Origin of the sequence: Qipengyuania citrea (assembly GCF_024171405.1) — a bacterium.
Taxonomy (GTDB): domain Bacteria; phylum Pseudomonadota; class Alphaproteobacteria; order Sphingomonadales; family Sphingomonadaceae; genus Qipengyuania; species Qipengyuania profunda.
In genome coordinates this window covers 1,947,078-1,964,213 of sequence record NZ_JALJZT010000002.1, presented here as the reverse complement: position 1 = coordinate 1,964,213, position 17,136 = coordinate 1,947,078, and the positions used below count along the sequence as shown (strand labels likewise).

Genomic DNA, 17,136 nt, shown 5'->3' with positions numbered 1-17,136 from the left:
CGAGTCTGGGCGAAGGCTAAGGCGCGCCTCCAATGCAAACCCTCGATGTCCTTGTAGTCGGCGGCGGTCACGCCGGTGTCGAGGCGGCCTGCGCGGCCGCCCGCATGGGCGCGCGCACGGGTATGGTCAGCCTCGACCTCGATAAGATCGGCGCAATGAGCTGCAACCCCGCGATCGGTGGGCTGGGTAAGGGCCATCTCGTGCGTGAGGTCGACGCGCTCGATGGAGTCATCGGCCGCGCGGCAGACGCCGCCGCAATCCACTACCGGATGCTCAACCGCTCGAAGGGGAGCGCCGTTTGGGGTCCGCGTGTGCAGGCGGATCGCCGGCTGTTCCATGATGCGGTCCAGTCGATTGTAAAATCGCAGCCGCAGCTTGATCTGATTGCAGGCGAGGTGGCAGCGCTCCGGTTCGACGGAAATCGTGTCGCGGGGCTGGAACTGGCGGACGGCACTGCTCTTGGTGCGAAGGCTGTTGTCCTGTGCACCGGGACATTTCTCGGCGGTATTCTCTACCGGGGCGAAGAGCGTTTCGATGGTGGCCGGATCGGCGAGGGGGCAGCGCATCGGCTTGCCGCCCAATTGCGCGAGGCGGATTTGCCGATGGGGCGGCTCAAGACCGGCACGCCGCCGCGTCTCGACGGGCGCACCATCGACTGGGCCTCGCTCGATGAACAGCCGTCCGATGGCGAAGCCTGGACGATGAGTTCGCTCACTACCGAGCGTAGCAATCCGCAGGTGTTCTGCGCGATCACGCGGACCAACGAGCGCGCGCACGATATCATCCGCGCCAATCTCGACCGGTCGCCGTTATTCTCCGGCGCAATCGGCGCCGCCGGTCCGCGGTATTGCCCGTCGATCGAAGACAAGATTCATCGCTTCGGCGACCGCGAAGGGCATCAGGTCTTCCTCGAACCCGAAGGGCTGGACACCGCGCTGGTTTATCCCAACGGGATTTCCACCTCGCTCCCGGTCGATGTCCAGCTCGCCATGCTGCGCGAGATGGACGGCTTGGGCCGGGTCGAGATGGCGGTACCCGGCTATGCGGTGGAGTACGATCATATCGATCCGCGCGCGCTCAGTTCGGGGCTGGAACTTGGGGCTATCCCGGGCCTGTATTGCGCCGGGCAGATCAATGGCACGACGGGGTACGAAGAGGCCGCAGCGCAGGGACTGATGGCGGGAATGCATGCCGCATCAACAGTGCTGGGCGTTGCCCCCGCACCGCTCGATCGGGCCAATTCCTACATCGCCGTCATGCTCGACGATCTCACGCTGCAGGGGATCACCGAGCCCTATCGCATGCTGACCTCGCGGGCCGAATACCGCCTGCGCCTGCGCGCAAGCAATGCCGACACCAGGCTCACGCCGCTGGGTGTTGCTTGTGGCCTGGTCGGGGAAGAGCGGCGGGAATGGTATGCCTGGCGCGAGGACCGGCGGGACCGTTACGCCGAGCGCTTTGCGACGCCGATCCATTCCAAGGTCCTGTCCGACGCGGGGTTTCACGTGAAACGTGACGCGGGTCCGCGCCCGGCCGCCGAATGGCTGGGAGGCGGTCATGCCACTCTCGAAACGCTCGCGCCGTGGATGGAGGGTGTCGATCCGTCCGATCAGCTCGCGGTCGAGATGGCCGAGGATGCGTTTTACGCCCCCTATCTTGCCCGTCAGCGCGCCGAGCTCGCCGATCTGCGCAGCAGCGAGGCGCAGCACCTGCCGCGCGACTTCCCCTTCGACGAGGTCCCGGGCCTTTCCAACGAGATGATCGAGCGACTGTCGCTTGCCCGCCCTGAATCGCTGGCAGCGGCGGGGCGCATCCGCGGGATCACCCCGGCGGCGCTGGCTGCGCTGCTGGTGCATGCGCGTAAGCTGGACCGCGCCGCATGATTTCCTCGGAGAGCGATGCGCGCGCTTTTGTCGCCGGTATGTGCGACGAGGAGGCCATGGATCGCCTCGACCGCCTCGCACAGGCGCTTCCGGTCGAGAACCAGCTGCAGAATCTGGTCGCCAAACCCACGCTTTCGAAGATCTGGCAGCGGCATATTGCCGATTCGGCGCAATTGCTGGGACTGTGTGACACCCCCTCAGCCTCACAGCCATGGCTCGATCTCGGGAGCGGGGCGGGTTTCCCCGGGCTCGTTATCGCCGCGATGAAACCCGACATGCTGGTGGTTCTGGTGGAATCCCGCAAGCGCCGGGTCGACTGGCTTTCGCGGGCTGTGAGCCTGATGGGCCTTGAAAACTGCCGGATAGAGGGCACCAGGCTGGAGAATGTCAAAGCATTCGATGCCGGCGTGATATCCGCGCGCGCCTTTGCACCGCTCGACCGCTTGCTCACATTATCGGCGCGCTTCTCCACAAGGAGCACCTGCTGGGTGTTGCCCAAAGGGCGTTCGGCAGCGCAAGAAGTCAGCGAACTGCCCAAGAATCGCCGCGCGATGTTTCACGTGGAACAATCGCACACCGATTCCGAAGCGGGAATCATCGTCGGACGCGGCAAGTGGAGCGCCAAAGCATGATCACGATCGCAATTGCCAACCAGAAGGGCGGGGTGGGCAAGACCACCACCGCGATCAACATTGCCACGGCGATGGCTGCCACGGGTTGGAAGACGCTGCTGATCGACCTCGATCCGCAGGGAAACGCATCCACCGGCTTGGGTATCGCGGCTGCCAACCGTGAAAACACCAGCTACGATTTGCTGCTCGATCAGGCCACTTTGGCTGAATGTGCACAGCCGACCGACATTCCGGGTCTCGATATCGTGCCCGCGACGCAGGATCTATCAGGCGCCGAAGTCGAGCTAGTGTCGGTGGTCGATCGCACTGCACGCCTCCGCAAAGCGCTGTCGGCGCAGGAGCGGGGTAGTTTCGCCGGATACGAAGTCTGCTTCATCGATTGCCCGCCGTCGCTCGGACTGCTGACGCTCAACGCGCTCTGCGCAGCCGACACGCTTCTGGTACCGCTGCAATGCGAGTTTTTCGCACTGGAAGGCCTCAGCCAGCTACTCCAGACGGTTGAGCGCGTGCAGCAGGGGTTCAACACCGATCTGGGTATCGTAGGCGTCGTTCTGACCATGTTCGACCGGCGCAATCGGCTGACCGACCAGGTCGCAGACGATGTGCGCGATTGCCTGGGCAAGCTCGTCTTCGACAGCGTGATTCCGCGCAATGTACGGCTTTCCGAGGCGCCCAGTCACGGCATGCCCGCGCTGGTCTATGACCACAACTGCTCGGGCAGCCGCGCCTATATCGGTCTCGCGCGCGAGCTGATCGGACGACTACCCGAAAAGAGGAAGGCGGCATGAGCGAAACCGCATCGAATACCGGAGCAAAAACGATCGACCGCAAGAAGAAGCTCGGCAAGGGACTTGGTGCCTTGCTGGGAGAGACGCGCCGCGAAGAACCGCTCGTACGGCAGGATAGCGGCTCCGGCGGCAGTTTGCCGGCGGACCATTCCGAGTCGCGTACCGCGCCGACCGAGGGCCTTGCCTCGATCCCCGTGGCCGATATCGAGCCATTGCCGGGTCAGCCGCGTAGCCGCTTTGACGAAGACGCGCTCGAATCGCTCGCGTCGTCGATCGCGTCGCGCGGCGTGATCCAGCCCATCATTGTTTCTCCGCTGGGCGGGGGACGTTACCGTCTGGTCGCGGGTGAACGGCGCTGGCGGGCGGCGCAGAAGGCGCGATTGCACGAAATTCCGGCGCTGGTGCGTGAACTGGACCAGCGCGAGGTGATGGCGCTCGCACTCATCGAGAACCTCCAGCGCGAGGACCTCAACCCTGTCGAGGAAGCGCGTGCTTATCAGAAACTCTCCGATGACGAGGGTATGACACAGGCCGAGATCGCCAAGCTGGTCGACAAATCGCGCAGCCACGTGGCCAATTTCCAGCGCCTCCTCGCACTACCCGATACGATCCTGGCATTTTTGGCCGAGGGTTCGTTGTCGATGGGCCACGCGCGCGCTTTGATCGGCCGCGAAGAGGCGACCGAACTGGCGAGGAAAGCGGTTTCCGAAGGTCTTTCGGTTCGCGAGATGGAAGCGCTCACCCGCAAGCCGCGCGCCCGGCAGACCGCCGAGAGCGGATCGGGAGACAGGCCCGAGACAGGGGGCAATTCCGATATCGCCGCGGTCCAGAGCCATCTCGAGGAATTTCTCGGGATGCCGGTAAAGATCTCTACCGACGCGACGCCCAATACCGGAAGCGTGACTATCCGGTTCCGCACACTCGACCAATTAGACCTTATTTGTCAGAGGCTTACGGGCGGCGACATCTAGTGGGGTAAGCCCCGTATGGTATGAAGCCTTGCCCGGACGGATACCGGCAAGAGCCTAGTTGGCGGGGGTGCCGTCGGGATAGACCGCGCGTTGCGGCACGGTGACCGTCACCGGCATCAGCATATACTGCCCCGCCTGATTGTACTGGACAGTTCCCGCGCTAGCCATCGCCTGCTGCATGTAATCGTCGAGATAGGCCTGACACTGGCCCTGGCTGTTCGTCCGGCGGCGACTGCCGTCCTCGATCGCGTCACCCGCGGCCATCCCGGCCAGTGCGCCGGCGCCCGCACCGATCAGGGTACCCGCCATGCGATTCCCGGGTCCTGCGATCCGGTTACCCAGCAAACCGCCCGCCGCGCCGCCCACCAGCGCGCCGATAATTTCACCGCGGTCGCTGTCCGTCTCATAAGTGTCGAGCCGGGCACGGCATTCCTCGAGCCATGCATTGCGATCGAAGGCAACGACTTGCGACCCGAAGGGAAGCTGCGCTGGCGCGGCGCCATAACCATACTCGGCGGGAACAGCCTGGGCCGGAGTGCCGGCGGGATAAATCACCCGCGCTGCGCCGCCCGTAATCGGCGGGGCATAGCTGACCGGTGCCGGGTAACTATAGACCACCTGCGGCATTTGCTGGACGTAGATATAGGTCGGCTGGACCGGCAACACGGTAGCGGCGGTTCCCCGTGCAGCGATCGTCCGCGCGGCGGGGACTGCTTCGCTGCTCGGCGCTTCGTAGGTGTAGTAGACCGGGGCCGAGGGATCGATCGATTGGATCGTCGGCTTGCTGACGAACACCGGGGGTGTCTGCCGCGCAGGAATGACGCGCGCCGCACCGGTCGGCTCGCTCGTGACGGTTTCTGTCACCACATCGTCGTCGAGCTCAGGCAGCGCCTGCGCATATTCGTACTGACCGGTCTCATAGGACATGGTTTCCTGCGCCAGGGCTGCACCTGACGTAAACGCCAAGCAGGAAGCAGTCAGGGCAAGGGCAGTGCGGGCGATCATAGCAGGGGCTCCTTCAGGCGACTCGGGATCACGCCGCGCCGCTTTCGTTAACGCCCTGTTTAGCATCCCTCCTGCGGAGCGCAAAAGCTGCCCCTGCGTCTGTGCCGCAATGGGGCGGCGGAGTTTAGATACGGTCTGCGAGCATGCGGGCCAACGCCTCGACACCATTGGCATCGTCGCGGTCGAACCGGGCCTTGGCGGGGCTGTCGAGATCGATCACCGCGACGGTTGCCCCGTCCCGCAGCACCGGGACCACCAGTTCGGAATTGGTGACCGAATCGCAGGCGATATGGCCGGGGAATGCATGCACGTCTTCGACGAGCTGTGTTCTACCGTCGCGCGCCGCTGCCCCGCAGACCCCTTGGCCCATCGGAATACGGATGCAGGCGGGGCGTCCCATGAAGGGGCCAAGCACCAGCTCGTCGCCGATGACGCGGTAGAAGCCGGACCAGTTCAAATCGGGCAGGAAATCCCACAGCAGCGCGGCGATATTGGCCATATTGGCGACTGCATCGGGCTCGCCCGCAGTCAGCGCTTCGGCCGCATCGAGCAGCTGGCTATAGGCTTCGGGCTTGGGCGTCGCTGGATCGGGGCGGAAATCGAACATGGCGCGCGATGTAGCGTGCGCGCGCCGCGCTGCAAGGGCCATTGCTCCCGCAGCAAGGCTCGCTTATCCCCGCGCCATGGGAATTCTCAAGAAGCTGGGCATCGCGCTCCTCGTCATCCTGCTGGTGGTTTTGGTCACCGGTTATTTCTTCACCCGGGGCGATACCGCCGATGTCGCTTTCGAGGAGACCGTGGGCACCGATCCCACGCTCGATGAGCCTGAAGCCGAAAGCTTCCCGACCGTTGCCATCGCCGAACCGGTGGGATGGGCCGAGGATGAAGTCCCGACCGCTGCCGAAGGCCTTGCGGTCACGCGGTTCGCCGATGGTCTCGACCATCCGCGCACGCTGCAGGCGCTGCCCAATGGCGATATCCTGGTCTCGCTGACCCAATCGCCCAAACTCGGCGGCGGCGAGAGCAATTGGCTGCGCGACCTCATCGCCGGCTTCCTGTTCCGCAAGGCGGGCGCGGGCGGCGATAGCGCCAACCAGCTGGTCCTGCTGCGCGATGGCGACGGCGACGGGGTGGCCGAAGGCCGGTTCGTCCTGCGCGACGATCTCGATTCGCCCTCGGGCCTCGCCTGGGGCGACGACACGCTCTATGTCGCCAATCACGACGAAGTGCTGGCATTCGATTACGAACTCGGCGCGACCCAGGTGACCGGCGAAGGCCGCAAGATCGCCGATCTCGCCGAGGGCACCGGCCACTGGATGCGCAACCTCGCGCTCCATCCCGATGGCAACCGCCTCTATGCGGCGGTCGGCTCCAAGTCGAATATCGGCGAGGACGGGCTCGAGATCGAAGAAGGCCGCGCGCTGATCTGGGAAATCAATCTCGAAACCGGCCGCCAGCGCGTCTTCGCTGCGGGCCTGCGCAACGCCAATGGCCTCGATTTCAGCCCCTGGTCGGGGGAATTGTGGACCACCGTCAACGAACGCGACATGCTCGGTTCGGATCTGGTACCCGATTACCTGACCAACGTCCCCGTGGGCGCGCATTATGGCTGGCCCTGGGTCTATTACGGCGACAATTTCGATCGCCGGGTCAAATACCCGATCCCGCAGGCCATCAGCTATGTGCGCACGCCAGAATATGCGCTTGGACCGCATGTCGCTGCATTGGGCTTCGTTTTCAGCCGCGAAGGCGCCAAATTGGGTGAGAACTTCGCCAGTGGCGCATTGATCGCCCGTCATGGCTCGTGGAACCGCAAGCCGCCCTCGGGCTACGACGTGGTCTATGTCGCCTTTGACGAGCGCGGCAATCCGGTTGGTAAGCCGGTACCCGTGCTCACGGGCTTCCTGCAGGACGACGGCACGACGCGCGGACGCCCGACCTGGGTCGAATGGGCGGGCGACGGATCGCTGCTCGTATCGGACGACACCGCCGGGATTATCTGGCGCGTCTTCGCTCCCGGTGCCGATGCGCAGCAGGGCATCGAACGGGTGACCGGCGACCGCCTGCCCCCGCAGCGCGAATTGCGCGGGCAGCAGGCGACCTTCGGCGAGGATGACTATGCGCGGCGGGTAACCGCGGAATAAGTCAGCCCACGAGCTGGTCGGCCGAGAGCGCGTAGAGCGCCTCTCCGCCGGCCATCGCGGCGCTCTTGAGGCCCGCGGCTTCGGGGACGATGCGGTCGAGGAAAAAGCGCACGCTGGCCGCCTTGGTGGCAGCAATTCCGGGGGCAGCGCCGTCTTCGACCGCGCGCAACTGTCGCAGAAGCTGCGCCCCGGCCACCGCCACGGCGAACATGGTGCAGAACGGCACCGAACCCGCCAGACGATCATCGAGGCTGGCATCCTCGCGCATCCATTGCGCCACTGCCGCGCAATCGGCCGCGAGCGCGGCAAGCGCGGGTTCGTCCGCGGCGTCGCGCGCCACATCGGCGATCACGCCGGTAAGCGCTTCGCCCCCTTCGAGCCCGAGTTTGCGGGTGACGAGATCGGCGGCCTGGATGCCATTGGTGCCTTCATAGATCGGCGCGATGCGCGAATCGCGCCAATGCTGCGCGGCGCCGGTTTCCTCGACGAAGCCCATGCCGCCATGGACCTGCACGCCGAGGCTGGCGACTTCGATCCCGATATCGGTGCCCCAGGCCTTGATCAGCGGAGTCAGCACTTCGCCGCGCGCCCCCGCAGCCGCGTCGCCCAGCGTGCCCCGGTCGACCTGGCCCGCAGTATAATAGAGCAGCGCCCGCGCGCCTTCGGTCAGCGCCTTCATCCGTAGCAACATACGCCGCACATCGGGGTGCTCGATGATCGATACGGGCGCCTTGTTGGGTGAGCCGGCGCGCGCGGATTGGATGCGCTCCCTGGCAAAGTTCAGCGCCTGCTGGGTCGCTCTCTCGCCGATCTGGACGCCCTGGTTGCCGACATTGATGCGGGCATTGTTCATCATCGTGAACATCGCCATCAACCCGCGGTTCTCCGCGCCGACCAGTTCGCCGATACACTCACTGTTGTCACCATAGCTCATCACGCAGGTGGGCGAGGCATTGATGCCCAGCTTGTGTTCGATGCTGACGCAGCGCAGATCGTTGCGCTCCCCGGGGGTGCCATCGTCCTTCACATGATATTTGGGGACGATGAACAGCGAAATGCCGCGTGTTCCCTCGGGCGCATCGGGCAGCCGCGCAAGGACCAGGTGGATGATGTTCTTCGCCAGCTCGTGCTCGCCCCAGGTGATGTAGATCTTCTGGCCCTTGATGCGGTATTTGCCCGCATGCTCACCCTCGGTAATCGGCTGGGCCGTCGTCCGCAGCGCGCCGACATCCGAGCCCGCCTGCGGTTCGGTCAGATTCATTGTGCCGGACCATTCGCCGCTGACCAGCTTGGGCAGATATTTCTCCTGCAACTCCTTCGAGCCGTGATGTTCGAGCGATTCGATCGACCCGACACTGAGCATGGGAAGCAGGTTGAAGGCCATGTTAGCGGTGCCGAGGTTTTCGAGCACATTGCACGAGAGCGTGAAGGGCAGACCCTGACCCCCAAACTCGACCGGCCCCGAGATCGCATTCCAGCCCTGCTCGACATAATGTTCATAGGCCTCGGCGAAGCCCCCGGGCAGGCGCACCACGCCGTTCTCGAGCTTGGCGCCTTCGAGGTCGCCCACGCGGTTGAGCGGGGCCCATTCGCCGGCCGCGAATTCGCCGATTCCGCCGACGATCGCCTCGACCATATCGGGCTCGGCGGCAGCAAACCTTTCGGACTGGGCAAGCTCCTCGATGCCGGCATTGACGCGGATGGCAAGCAGCTGGTCCTGCGTGGCGGGGGTATAGGTCACGGTGGTATCCTCTTGGCTTTGTGCGCAGGCAGATATAGCGCGTGGGCATGAGCGGCAAATACGCTACGGAAACGCTTCACGTCGAGGAAGGTGGCATCGCGCGCGCCGCGAAAATCCTGCGTGATGGCGGGCTTGTCGCCGTGCCGACCGAGACGGTCTATGGTCTCGCTGCCCGCGCCGATAGCGACGATGCGGTCGCCAAGATCTACGGGGCCAAGGGGCGGCCGAGCTACAATCCCCTGATCGTCCATGTGGCATCGCTGGCGCAAGCGCGTGCCCTGGCCGAATTCTCGCCCGTCGCCGAACGCATGGCAGAGCAGCACTGGCCCGGCCCGCTCACGCTGGTGCTGCCGCGCCGCCGTGCTGCCGACCTGTCCGATGCGGTGACGGCAGGTCTCGATACGCTGGCGCTGCGGATGCCCTCGCACCCGGTCATGCGCGGCCTGCTCGATGCGGTCGGTCTTCCGCTCGCGGCTCCTTCTGCGAATCGCAGCGGTTTCATCAGTCCTACCTCGCCGACGCATGTCCTGGCCTCGCTCGAAGGCCGGATCGATGCGGTCCTCGACGGGGGGGACTGTGACAGGGGGCTGGAGTCCACCATCGCAGCGGTGCGCAGCGATGGCTCGGTGGAAATTCTGCGCCCGGGTCCGATCGATCTCGGGCTAGCGGCTGCGAACGCAGGCTCGATCGAAGCGCCGGGCCAGCTCGCGAGCCATTACGCACCGGGAAAGCCGGTGCGTCTGATGGCCTCAGAAGTTGCGCCAGACGAGTTCTGGATTGGTTTCGGCGCGATTGGCGGCGACTGCACGCTTTCGGACAGCGCCGATCTCACGCAGGCGGCAGCGCGTCTCTACGCCTGCCTGCACGAAGGCGCCCGCTCGGGCAAGCCGCGCATTGCCATTGCCCCGGTCCCCCAAACAGGGATCGGCATCGCGATCAACGACCGGCTGCGCCGCGCGGCGACGCCGCCCGATTAATCGTCTTCAGGTTCGTAGGGGAGCGTCGGGATGATCTGCTGCATCTCGGCATAGGTGTCGCGCGCCTCGTCGCAGGCGCGGCGAATGCCGTCCTCGCACTGGTCGAGCTGCTTTTCATAGTCGCGCTCAAGCTTGGCGAGGCGCTGCTCGCGCCGCCGGATCTCGCGGCCACGCTTCTCGTCGGCTTCGGACTGGCTGGTGGTGGCAAGGTCGACGCCCTTGCTCACCGCCTTTACCGGCGCCGTCGCGACGTCGACCACGGCCTTGGCAAGACAGCCGGGTAGCATCACGCTGGCGGGCAGGAGGATAAGAAGGGCTAGGCGGTGCATGGAAATTCCTTTCGCCGCGCCGCCTAGCCCATAATCGCTAACCCGTCGATGAACTACGCCTCGGGTGCCTCGGGCGCTTCCGGTCCGTCGGGAGCGCGCGGTGCCTCGGGAGCACTGTCCGCGGCGCGGACTTCGCGGCAATTGAGTTTGCCCGAGCCCATCGCACTGACGGTACAGTCGGCGCGGCCATTCACGGTAATCGTGCCCGAGCCCATGATATTGGCCTCGACCGCCCCGTCGGAGGAGAATTCGGCATCGCCCGAACCGGCGACCGAAATCTCGGCATTGCCGACCTGGAGGTCCGCCATGCGCGCTCGGCCCGAACCGGCGATCGTCATGTCGAGCTCACCGACGCTGCCGGCGGCTTCGAAATCACCCGATCCGGCAATGGTAAGATCAAGCGAGCGTGCGTCCATCCGTACGACCTTGGCGGTGCCCGAACCGGCGATGGTGACATCGGCCTCATCGCTCATCGAGGCTGCCTCGATATCACCCGACCCGGCCAGAACCATCGCGGTAAGGCTGGGCATGGTCACGCGGACGGTGGCGACGCCCCTGTCGCGCCAGCTATCGCTTTCGCGGCTGATACCGAGCGAATCGTCGTCGAGCGAGAACCGCAGCGCTTCGATTGCGCCATCGTCGCCCGAGACGGTGATGTCGAGCTCATCGCCTTCGGTGACGATGACCCGATCGGGGCCGGCCAGAACCAGTTCGGTCGGCGCGGGGCCACTCATGTCGAGTTCGGCGAGCGGCACGCCCTCGCTGTCGCCAATCTTGATATTCATGCCATCGCAGCCGGCGAGAAGGGCTGCTCCGGCGAGCGCGGCAAGCGGGGCGAAGCCCTTGAGAATTCGATGGATCGTCACGGTAATGTCCTTTCCTGTGGCAGTCCGTATTGCTCATATAATACAGTGACACCTCTTCATCAAGGGAAAGGGTTGCGGAGGCGCGGCGGGCGCGCCAGCCATCGCCTCCTCCGCGGGGGGATCAGCGTGTGCAGGTCAAATGGCCCGTTCCCATGCGGCTCTGGGTGCAGTCGGTGGTACCGGTAACCAGCGCATGACCGCTGCCGAGGATACTGGCGGAAACGCGGCCGTTGGCGCGGAAACGGGCATTGCCCGTCCCGGCGATCGAAACGCTCGCACCGCCTACCTGTAGCTGGCGGCCATCGATCCCGCCGCTACCGGCGATGGTGATCCGGCCGCGATCGGCGCGGCCCGCCACTTCGAGATCACCCGACCCCGCGATCGTCGCGGACAAGCGGGTGGCGTCGACCCGTCCGATATCGAGCGTACCCGATCCGGCCACGGTGACATCGACCTCATCGCCCTTCATTGCGTCGACCCGCAGCATGCCCGATCCGGCCAGTGTGACCGCTTCCACATCGGGGGCGACCACCTCGATCCGGGCCACACCTGCGACCGGCGTACGGCGCCAGCGACGACCGATCAGCAGATTGCCATCCTCGACCTCGAAACGCAGGTCGGCGATCACGGCCGGGCTCCCACTTGCGCGAATCTGCCAGCGGTCGCCGCGGGTGACGATAACTTCGTCGCTCCCTGCGAGCGTGATTTGCGCAAACCGACCGGTCGCGGCCCATGAGGTCGGTATCGGTTCGGCATCGTCCAGGCTGGAGCGCCACGACTTATCGGCCATGGCCGGGCTGGCGGGAAGGGCGGTGACGGCCGCGAGGCCGAGCGTGCAGGCGGCGATGATACGAAACATGGCGGTTCTCCGAATTGCTGGACGCCACGCTCCCACCTTCGCCCTGCCATGTCGACCGCGTTCGTCGACAGTTGTAGTCGCTTGATGGATTACCGCTGAAACGAAAAAGGGGGCGCCCGGCGGCACCCCCTTTTGCATGTTCGTGAAGCGTCGCGCTTACGCGTCTTCGGTGTTCTCGTAATATTGCGGTGCATGCTCGCGCAGCACGTCGAGGATCTTCTCGAGCGCGGTCGGCTCGTCGGTCTTCTCCATCGCGGCGAGTTCGCGCGCGAGGCGGCTCGAGGCGGCTTCGAAGATCTGGCGCTCCGAATAGCTCTGCTCGGGCTGGTCGTCCGGGCGGAACAGGTCACGCGTGACCTCGGCGATCAGGACGATCTCGCCCGAATTGATCTTCGCTTCGTATTCCTGGGCACGGCGGCTCCACATGGTCCGCTTGACCTTGGGCTTGCCCTTGAGCGTTTCCATCGCTTCCTTGAGCGTCTTGTCGCTCGACAGCTTGCGCATGCCGATCGATTCGACTTTGTTCACCGGAACGCGGAGCGTCATGCGCTCCTTCTCGAAGCGGAGGACATAGAGATCGAGCTGCATACCGGCGATTTCCTCGCTCTGCAGTTCGATCACACGGCCAACGCCGTGCTTGGGGTAAACAACGTAATCGCCAACGTCGAAGGCATCAGCCTTGCTTGCCATGCAATCTTTCCTTTCGTCGGGCTTGGCCGTTAGGAAACAGCAGCGTCAAGGAACCCCTTGGCCGCAGCCCCGCATAAGGGAGTGCGGTCTGGGACCGAAGCTGACGTTGCTGGTGGCCTGCCCTTTCAATTCGCACACCTGGCCGGGAGCAAACCGGCTCAGTTGTTGCATTATATAGCACAGCCGGCGCAATATTGCGAGTCTGCGGTAAAAGGTTCCGTCGGCACCTAGGGGCGGCGGTTGCGGAGTGCGGTCAGTTCGGCCCCGAAGAGCAGCAGGAAACCGGTGGCCCAGAACCAGGTGATCAACGCGAGAACCGCACCCAGCGCGCCGTAAGTGGCGTTATAGCTGCCGAAATTCGCCGCATAGAAACCGAACGCCGCGGTTGCGATTAGCCAGAGGAATGCGAATGTCATCGCGCCGGGCCAGATGGCTGACCATGCCGGGGCGGGGCCGTTCGGGGCAAAGCGGTACAACAGGCCCGCGCCGAGAATTGCGATCGCCAACAGAAAAGCAAGGCTGACAAGACCGCCGAAAAATCCGCCGATCCCAGCCAGCGCCGCGCTACCGACAGCCGCCAGGATAAAGCCGCAAAGGCCCGCTGCAGTGAGCGCCAGCGCGACCAGATTTCCCTTCACGAAGCCGCGCGTGCCATCGGTGCCGTTAGCAATATTGATCCCGGTCATTAGGGAGCGCGCGCCATTGCGGGCACCGAACAGCGCGATCGCAAGTGAAGCGAGCAGGCCGAGGCCCTTGGCTCCGGACGCGCCTTGGGCAACGCTTTCCAGCTGACCGCCGATCAGTTCGGCGGCAGCGGCGGGAAGCCTCCCCGCGAGCAAGTCGACATGCGCAGCCACCGTTTTCGGATCGGCGAACAGGCCATATCCGAGGACGATGGCGCCTAGCGTAGGCACCAGCGCGAGCAGCGCATAATGCGCGATTCCCGCTGCCAGTATGCCGATATTGTCGGTGTCGCCGGCCTGCCAGGCCGCCTTCAAATCAGCGAGCACGCGTCGGCGCGATCAATCGCCTTCGCCGGGCTCGGGCGAGAAGTACTTGTCGAACTTGCCTTCTTCGCCCTTGTGCTCGTCGGCCTCGGCGGGCGGTTCCTTCGACTGGGTGATGTTCGGCCATTCGGCGCTGAACTTGGTGTTCAGTTCGAGCCATTTCTCAAGCCCATCCTCGGTATCGGGCAGAATCGCCTCGGCCGGACATTCGGGTTCGCACACGCCGCAATCGATGCATTCGCTGGGATTGATGACGAGCATGTTCTCGCCCTCGTAGAAGCAGTCGACCGGGCAGACCTCGACGCAGTCGGTGTACTTGCACTTGATGCAGTCATCGGTGACGACATAGGTCATGGGTAGCGTATTCCCTCGAAGTGATACTCTTTCCCGCGCTGCTAGGGCGGATTATCCTTGCGGGTCAAGGTCCCGATAACAGGCTTCGGCTTCACGCGGGGGGCCACGCCGCTCGGGCAGCGTGCGGATTTCGATCAGGCGGACCCTGTCGCCAAGTGGCAGCGTGAGAATATCGCCCTCGGCAATGTCGCGCGAACAGCGGGTGACCCGCTCGCCATTGCGCCGGATGTGGCCTTCCTCGACGAGTCGATGTGCGGCACTGCGTGTGCGCACGAAGCGCAAATAGCACAGCAGCCGGTCGATCCTCACTCGCAGCGCGCCATTAACGGACCAGATCTGCAAGCGCGGCGAAGGCGCTGCCTTCGCGCGGCTGCGCGGGTTTCTGCCGTTCCTGCTTGCGGCGCGAGGGACGCCATTCCCACCGGTCGGGCCGCGGCGGGCCGAATTGCCCCTCGGCCAGCGGGCGGGCCTTTTGCACCCGGAACCCGGCAGTACCGAGCAAGCGGGAAATATTTCCTTCTTCGAGGCCAATCGAGATCGGCAATGCCAGATCGAGCACGAATTTGCGCTTGCGATCCTTGGCTTGCGCTTTCGCGCGCGTTTCGTGAGCGGCGCGTAGAATCTTCTCGACCAGATCGATCCGGATCGCCTGGCTCCCGGCATGGCGGTAGCCCGAAGGGAGCTTTTTCGTGTCGGGAATGACTGGCAGCATCGCGTCCTGCACCGGGCGGCGGTCGAGGCCGAGCGCATGGAGCAATTGGCGCGGCGCGGGCTTGAGCAGTGCCGGGGCAAAAATATCGAGCGCGCCGAAAGTGACCCCGATCTTGCGCAGGAAGGGGCGCATCTCCTTGGGCAGGTGCTCGATCCCCGCCTGCTCGCGGGTGACATAGCCATGCCCGGCGATGAGATTGAGCAGCAGCGCACGTGCCTGCGATCCGGCGTCGGGATTGCTCGCGGCATGATGCAATTTATCGAGCGGCTCGAGCGGGCTTAGCTTCTGCGCGAGCCATCCTTCGAGCGCGGCGAGCAGCGTGGCCCGCGCTGCGTCGGGCAGCGCGGCCACTTCGCGTGACGGCACCAGCAGCGGCGTCACGCTGCCATCGCGGTGCTCGAGCTTCGCCAGCTCCTGTCCGCGCCAGCGGATTGCCCCGCGCGTCAGTTCGACCTCGCCGAAATCCGATTCGGCCAGCGCCACGGCTTTCTCGCCCAGCAGCCGCGGCAGCGCTTTCTCCGCTGCGGCCAGCAGCATCCGGCGGTCTTCCTGCCGCGCGGAAGGATCGACGGTAAAGCGCAGCCCGGCGACATGGCCGAGCACCTCGCCCTCGACCGTCACCGCGCCATCGTCACTCATCTCGATCGGCAACATGCCTGCATCCTGCCCTAACGACTTCATCAGGATTGCTGTCCTCCGGTTTACGAATCTCTCGGTCAGCCGCGCATGGAGCGCGTCCGACAGTTTGGCCTCTACGCCCCGCGCACGGGACGCCATTTCGTCACGCGCCAGCACCCAGTCGGGCCGCTGGCAGATATAGGCCCAGCTGCGAATCGCCGCGATCCGCCCCTGCAGCGTATCGATGTCCCCGGCCATATTGTCGAGTTCGCTGATCCGCGCGGCGACATAATCCGCCCCCAGATAGCCTTCGCCAAGATCCTGCCACAGCCGCGCGACGAAGCGCGCATGGACATCGGGCCCGCGCTGGCGGAAGTCGGGCAGCGAGCAGGCTTCCCAGAACCGCCGCACCATTCCGGCGCCGCGCACATTGGCGGCCACGGGTTCTTCGGCCAGGCGCTTGAGCGTGGCGAGATCGATCGCCTGCGGTGCGAGCCGTAGCGCGGGGTCTTCGGGCGGGGCCTCGAGATCGGCGATCAGTGCGGCGAGCGAGGCAAAGCGCGGCTCGGGCTCGCGCCAGTACAGATGCGTGAGCGGCGCGAAACGATGCTCCTCGATCGCGTAGATCTCTTCCTCGGTGAACTCGGGCGCGGCACCGTGCTTGGTCGTACCCGCCAATGTGCCGAAGGTCCCGTCACGCTGGTGGCGTCCCGCACGCCCGGCGATCTGCGCCATTTCGGCTGGCAGCAGGCGCCGCATCCGCACGCCGTCGAACTTGCTCAGCCCGGCGAAGGCGACATGGTTCACATCGAGATTAAGCCCCATCCCGATGGCGTCGGTGGCGACGATGTAATCGACCTCGCCATTCTGGAACAATGCGACCTGCTTGTTGCGCGTTTCGGGGCTCAGTGCGCCCATCACCACCGCCGCGCCGCCGCGGAATCGCCGCAGCATCTCGGCCACGGCGTAAACCTGCTCCGCGCTGAAGGCGACGATGGCGCTGCGCGGCGGCAGCCGCGACAGCTTGCGCGGTCCGATATGCGTGAGCGTCGAGAACCGGGGGCGATCGGAGATCTCGGCCTCGGGGATCAGTTGCCGCACCAGCGGCTCAAGCGTGGCGGCGCCCAGCAGCATGGTTTCCTCGCGGCCGCGCGTGTTGAGCAGCCGGTCGGTGAAGATATGGCCGCGCTCGCGGTCGGCACCGATCTGCGCTTCGTCGAGGGCCACGAACGCGGCCCCCGCACCGTCGCGCGGCATGGCTTCGGCTGTGCAGCACATATAGCGTGCGCCCTTGGGCTCGACGCGTTCCTCGCCGGTAATCAGCGCGACTGCCGCATCGCCCTTGATCGCACGTACCCGGTCGTAGACTTCGCGCGCGAGCAACCGCAGCGGAAAGCCCATGCATCCGCTCGAATGCGCGACCATGCGCTCGATCGCCAGATGCGTCTTGCCGGTATTGGTGGGTCCGAGGACCGCCTTGATCGCGCTATCCTGCACGCGCCCTAGGTGGCAGCGCGCGAACGCAAGGGCAACCACTCGCCGCGCCGAGGATTCAATTCA

Annotated in this window: 17 protein-coding genes; 6 read left to right on the top strand and 11 right to left on the bottom strand. The window is 65.2% G+C overall.

Features of this window, described 5'->3' with window-relative positions:
• Positions 1–32: 32 nt before the first annotated feature.
• From mnmG to J2S32_RS10475, 4 genes are read left to right on the top strand one after another with little or no spacing between them, the layout of a single operon-like run.
• Positions 33–1,883, top strand: a complete 1,851-nt coding sequence (gene mnmG / locus J2S32_RS10490) for a tRNA uridine-5-carboxymethylaminomethyl(34) synthesis enzyme MnmG (protein ID WP_253520971.1) — start codon at positions 33–35, stop codon at positions 1,881–1,883.
• Positions 1,880–2,515 (top strand): 16S rRNA (guanine(527)-N(7))-methyltransferase RsmG, encoded by a 636-nt coding sequence (gene rsmG / locus J2S32_RS10485; RefSeq protein ID WP_253520969.1) that lies wholly within the window; start codon positions 1,880–1,882, stop codon positions 2,513–2,515. Before mnmG ends, rsmG begins: the two co-directional genes overlap by 4 nt.
• Complete coding sequence (locus J2S32_RS10480; RefSeq protein ID WP_253520966.1) at positions 2,512–3,303, top strand: ParA family protein; 792 nt, start codon at positions 2,512–2,514, stop codon at positions 3,301–3,303. The genes rsmG and J2S32_RS10480 overlap by 4 nt, the downstream gene beginning before the upstream one ends.
• On the top strand, positions 3,300–4,274 hold the full coding sequence (locus tag J2S32_RS10475; RefSeq protein WP_253520963.1) for a ParB/RepB/Spo0J family partition protein: 975 nt from the start codon (positions 3,300–3,302) through the stop codon (positions 4,272–4,274). Before J2S32_RS10480 ends, J2S32_RS10475 begins: the two co-directional genes overlap by 4 nt.
• Positions 4,275–4,328: 54 nt before the next feature.
• On the opposite strand, the gene J2S32_RS10470 is transcribed toward J2S32_RS10475, so the two are convergent.
• Both J2S32_RS10470 and J2S32_RS10465 read right to left on the bottom strand, forming a co-directional pair.
• A complete protein-coding gene (locus J2S32_RS10470; RefSeq protein WP_253520959.1) occupies positions 4,329–5,279 on the bottom strand; it encodes a glycine zipper 2TM domain-containing protein in 951 nt (316 codons plus the stop codon).
• A 124-nt stretch (positions 5,280–5,403) separates the two neighbouring features.
• Positions 5,404–5,886, bottom strand: a complete 483-nt coding sequence (locus J2S32_RS10465) for a GAF domain-containing protein (protein ID WP_253520955.1) — start codon at positions 5,884–5,886, stop codon at positions 5,404–5,406.
• A gap of 76 nt (positions 5,887–5,962) precedes the next feature.
• On the opposite strand from J2S32_RS10465, the gene J2S32_RS10460 reads away from it, so the two are divergent.
• Positions 5,963–7,423: a PQQ-dependent sugar dehydrogenase gene (locus J2S32_RS10460; protein WP_253520952.1), complete on the top strand. Its 1,461-nt coding sequence runs from the start codon at positions 5,963–5,965 to the stop codon at positions 7,421–7,423.
• A gap of 1 nt (position 7,424) precedes the next feature.
• Here J2S32_RS10460 and J2S32_RS10455 read toward each other — a convergent pair whose 3' ends face one another.
• Entirely contained in the window at positions 7,425–9,164 is a 1,740-nt protein-coding gene (locus J2S32_RS10455) for an acyl-CoA dehydrogenase (RefSeq protein ID WP_253520949.1), read from the bottom strand.
• A 47-nt stretch (positions 9,165–9,211) separates the two neighbouring features.
• Here J2S32_RS10455 and J2S32_RS10450 point away from each other — a divergent pair, with 47 nt between their 5' ends.
• Entirely contained in the window at positions 9,212–10,141 is a 930-nt protein-coding gene (locus J2S32_RS10450; RefSeq protein WP_253520946.1) for an L-threonylcarbamoyladenylate synthase, read from the top strand.
• Here J2S32_RS10450 and J2S32_RS10445 read toward each other — a convergent pair.
• The 8 genes from J2S32_RS10445 to J2S32_RS10410 form a co-directional block, all read right to left on the bottom strand.
• Entirely contained in the window at positions 10,138–10,470 is a 333-nt protein-coding gene (locus J2S32_RS10445; RefSeq protein WP_253520943.1) for a hypothetical protein, read from the bottom strand. The genes J2S32_RS10450 and J2S32_RS10445 overlap by 4 nt on opposite strands.
• Before the next feature lie 53 nt (positions 10,471–10,523).
• Positions 10,524–11,336: a head GIN domain-containing protein gene (locus tag J2S32_RS10440; protein ID WP_253520939.1), complete on the bottom strand. Its 813-nt coding sequence runs from the start codon at positions 11,334–11,336 to the stop codon at positions 10,524–10,526.
• Between the two features lie 121 nt (positions 11,337–11,457).
• Entirely contained in the window at positions 11,458–12,195 is a 738-nt protein-coding gene (locus tag J2S32_RS10435) for a head GIN domain-containing protein (protein ID WP_253520936.1), read from the bottom strand.
• A 156-nt stretch (positions 12,196–12,351) separates the two neighbouring features.
• Positions 12,352–12,885, bottom strand: a complete 534-nt coding sequence (locus tag J2S32_RS10430) for a CarD family transcriptional regulator (RefSeq protein ID WP_050601467.1) — start codon at positions 12,883–12,885, stop codon at positions 12,352–12,354.
• A gap of 227 nt (positions 12,886–13,112) precedes the next feature.
• Positions 13,113–13,895, bottom strand: coding sequence for a YihY/virulence factor BrkB family protein (locus J2S32_RS10425; protein WP_253520931.1), 783 nt, complete (start codon positions 13,893–13,895; stop codon positions 13,113–13,115).
• Between the two features lie 12 nt (positions 13,896–13,907).
• On the bottom strand, positions 13,908–14,246 hold the full coding sequence (gene fdxA / locus J2S32_RS10420; protein ID WP_253520928.1) for a ferredoxin FdxA: 339 nt from the start codon (positions 14,244–14,246) through the stop codon (positions 13,908–13,910).
• Positions 14,247–14,297: 51 nt separating this feature from the next.
• Positions 14,298–14,555, bottom strand: coding sequence for an RNA-binding S4 domain-containing protein (locus tag J2S32_RS10415; protein ID WP_253520923.1), 258 nt, complete (start codon positions 14,553–14,555; stop codon positions 14,298–14,300).
• 13 nt (positions 14,556–14,568) lie between these two features.
• The gene (locus J2S32_RS10410) at positions 14,569–17,073 is read right to left on the bottom strand and encodes a helicase-related protein (RefSeq protein ID WP_253520920.1); all 2,505 of its coding nucleotides are present in this window, start codon (positions 17,071–17,073) and stop codon (positions 14,569–14,571) included.
• Positions 17,074–17,136: the final 63 nt, after the last annotated feature.

Coding starts and splice junctions, on each gene's coding strand:
- mnmG (WP_253520971.1), top strand. CDS start 33: ATGCAAACCCTCGATGTCCTTGTAGTCGGCGGCGGTCACGCCGGTGTC.
- rsmG (WP_253520969.1), top strand. CDS start 1,880: ATGATTTCCTCGGAGAGCGATGCGCGCGCTTTTGTCGCCGGTATGTGC.
- J2S32_RS10480 (WP_253520966.1), top strand. CDS start 2,512: ATGATCACGATCGCAATTGCCAACCAGAAGGGCGGGGTGGGCAAGACC.
- J2S32_RS10475 (WP_253520963.1), top strand. CDS start 3,300: ATGAGCGAAACCGCATCGAATACCGGAGCAAAAACGATCGACCGCAAG.
- J2S32_RS10470 (WP_253520959.1), bottom strand. CDS start 5,279: ATGATCGCCCGCACTGCCCTTGCCCTGACTGCTTCCTGCTTGGCGTTT.
- J2S32_RS10465 (WP_253520955.1), bottom strand. CDS start 5,886: ATGTTCGATTTCCGCCCCGATCCAGCGACGCCCAAGCCCGAAGCCTAT.
- J2S32_RS10460 (WP_253520952.1), top strand. CDS start 5,963: ATGGGAATTCTCAAGAAGCTGGGCATCGCGCTCCTCGTCATCCTGCTG.
- J2S32_RS10450 (WP_253520946.1), top strand. CDS start 9,212: ATGAGCGGCAAATACGCTACGGAAACGCTTCACGTCGAGGAAGGTGGC.
- J2S32_RS10445 (WP_253520943.1), bottom strand. CDS start 10,470: ATGCACCGCCTAGCCCTTCTTATCCTCCTGCCCGCCAGCGTGATGCTA.
- J2S32_RS10435 (WP_253520936.1), bottom strand. CDS start 12,195: ATGTTTCGTATCATCGCCGCCTGCACGCTCGGCCTCGCGGCCGTCACC.
- J2S32_RS10430 (WP_050601467.1), bottom strand. CDS start 12,885: ATGGCAAGCAAGGCTGATGCCTTCGACGTTGGCGATTACGTTGTTTAC.
- fdxA (WP_253520928.1), bottom strand. CDS start 14,246: ATGACCTATGTCGTCACCGATGACTGCATCAAGTGCAAGTACACCGAC.